This window comes from Paenibacillus sp. A3 (assembly GCF_001399685.1).
Classification (GTDB): domain Bacteria; phylum Bacillota; class Bacilli; order Paenibacillales; family NBRC-103111; genus Paenibacillus_G.
In genome coordinates, this window is the sequence record NZ_JTHN01000282.1 from 1 (window position 1) to 2,495 (window position 2,495).

At 58.5% G+C, this 2,495-nt stretch carries 3 protein-coding genes; all 3 read right to left on the reverse strand.

Features of this window, described 5'->3' with window-relative positions; translation table 11 throughout:
• Window positions 1–64: 64 nt before the first annotated feature.
• On the reverse strand, window positions 65–1,030 hold the full coding sequence (locus tag QJ48_RS33010; protein WP_054977554.1) for a type I phosphomannose isomerase catalytic subunit: 966 nt from the start codon (window positions 1,028–1,030) through the stop codon (window positions 65–67).
• Window positions 1,031–1,163: 133 nt separating this feature from the next.
• Complete coding sequence (locus QJ48_RS33015) at window positions 1,164–1,736, reverse strand: class I SAM-dependent methyltransferase (protein WP_054977555.1); 573 nt, start codon at window positions 1,734–1,736, stop codon at window positions 1,164–1,166.
• Between the two features lie 509 nt (window positions 1,737–2,245).
• On the reverse strand, window positions 2,246–2,495 hold a 250-nt coding region (locus tag QJ48_RS37795), incomplete at its 5' end, for a hypothetical protein (RefSeq protein ID WP_193394534.1).

A 2,495-nucleotide genomic window follows, 5' to 3' on the forward strand; every position in this document is an offset into this window, starting at 1 on the left:
CAATCTGGGTCACAGTTCATGACGAAAAGACGAGGTGTTCTTTGTTTTTTATGTCCGCTAAGGTTTATGGCAGGTAGCTGCGCAGGACTGTCATGCTGCCCTCAAGTGAATAGCTGCCAAGGCTGGCCGGCAGCAGGTAGCATTCGCCCGGTTTCACGTTCAGCTCGCCGTCGGCCCAACGGATCGAGCCTGTGCCTTCGCAGATGATGTGGATCACGAAGCTTTCCGGCGACGTTTGCAGCGGCCACTTGCCTTCGACGCGGCCTTTTTCCGTCACGAAGAACGGGGAGCGGGCCAGGGTCAACCATTCGCCGGAGGCGTTCAGGTTCGTTTTCATATACGTAGCGCCCGAGTTTTCGTAGGCGATGACGTTCAAGGAGTCTTCAATGTGCAGCTCGCGCGGCTTGCCGTCCAGACCGAGACGGTCGTAGTCGTACAGCCGGTAAGTGCTGTCCGAATTTTGTTGAATTTCGGCGACCAGTACGCCCGCTCCGAGCGCATGCACGGTGCCTGCGGGGATATAGAAGGAATCGCCCGCTTCCGCGGTAACTTCGTTCAAGCAGTCCAGGATGCGGTTCTGCTCGATAGCTTCAGCCAACTGCTCGCGGGTAACGCCGTCTTTCAAGCCGTAGATGATTTTAGCGCCCGGCTTGGCATCCAAAATATACCACATTTCGGTTTTGCCCAGCTCGCCTTGCGGCAGACGCTCGTAATGATCGTTCGGGTGTACCTGCACCGACAGGTCGTCCTGGCAATCCAGCAGCTTGATGAGCAGCGGGAACCGGCCGTTTTTCTCGGAAAAACCTTTGCTGCCGAAAAACTCGCTCCCGTATTGCTCGCGGATTTGATCGAGTCCCATGCCGGCCAACTCGCCGTTCGCGACGGTTGTCGTTCCATTCGGATGATCGCCGATCATCCAGCCTTCGCCGATCTTGCCCTCCGGCAGATCGAGTCCGAACTGTTCGAGCGCACGTCCGCCCCATACTCTTTCTTTAAATTCAGGCTTGCATTGCAACGGATACGGCTTCATTACTCCCACTTCCTTATCCTAGTCGGCCGGGTTTACCGAAATACACCGGGCCTTTCTTTTTTTCTATTTTGCATTATATCAATCCGCCCCGCGTTTTGCTATAGCTAAAAGCACTGAAAGCGTGGGCACGGCACTATCTCTTTTCGATGGCGATAAGGTAAGGCGGGTGATTGATCTGATTCATAAAACGATACTGCAGCGTCTGAAAATGCTTTTGTGGCAAGGCGGCAGTCCAGCGCTCGACCTCGGTCGCTTCCTCCAGGCCTCCCCGATGGCCGGTATACAGCACGATCGTAATAATGCCCCCGCGTCGAATAAGCTGAGCGGATGCTTCCAAGGCGGCCAGCGTTGACGCCGGTTCGGTCACGGTTTCATGATCGGCTCCGGGCAGGTAGCCAAGGTTAAACATCACGGCCCCGATGCGGCCATGGTTTTCTTCGGGGATGGCCTCCAGCATCGCTTCATGGCTGCGCAGGTGAAGCCGGACGTCGCGGCCGGGACATTCCTGTTGAAGCCGCGAAGCCGTACGATCCAGCGCGTGCTGCTGGATGTCGAAGGCGTGCACGATCCCGGCGGGCCCGACAAGCCGGGCCAGGAACGCCGTATCGACTCCGCCGCCGGCCGTAGCGTCGACAACGGTTTCTCCCGGCTGCACCCGTTCTTCTATTAATTTGTGTGCAAAGCTGAGTATGGAAATAAAGCCCAAAGGAGCGACTCCTCCTGTACAGATAATGAAAAATAGTTGTTCCTTACGAGTATGAAGACATGGACAAGAGATGTGTGACTTCCGATAAAGTCCAATAGAGGAACAGCGATGCGTTATCAGCCGTAGTTCAAATGAATTGTGGTAAATAAAGGAACTATGGTGCCTTAATACGACAAAAACAAGATATGCAACCTACATTCGACACGAGTAACACATCTGAGTTCCTCTATTGGTCTAGGTCGCCTCAATCATAGTCCTATAACGCACCGGAAATGTCTTATTCGTCCAAGGCAAGGACAAATGTTGAAGCTATGAAGCTATGTAAGTCATGGAAGCATGCCCCGTCCTGGCTGCGCCGTGCTCCTAATTGCTTGCCCGTCCCGGCGGCGCGAGATCCCCAGTGCCTGCCGGGCTCGGCGGCGTCTGAAACCCCGGCTTCGCGACGGCCGAGCCTGACGCCTCCGGCTCCGAGCTCGCCTTCGGCGGCTCGATCGGCCCCGCCGGCGGCGTCACCGCCTTGCCGCCTTCCGGCTCCGCTCCCCCCGGCTTCGCGGAGCTCGGCAGCTTCGCCGGCGGCAGCGCGGGCGCGCTCGGCGCCTTCGGCGCCACCGGCTGCTTCGCAGCCGTCTCCGGCTTCGCCGCGGAGCGCCCCGCGCCCGCCAGCGGCGTCGGCGCTTCGCTGCCTGCGGCTGCGCTGCCGCTCCCGGCTTCGCCGCTCCCTGCGCCGCCCGGGACGGCGGCGCCGATAGCCCCGCCCGG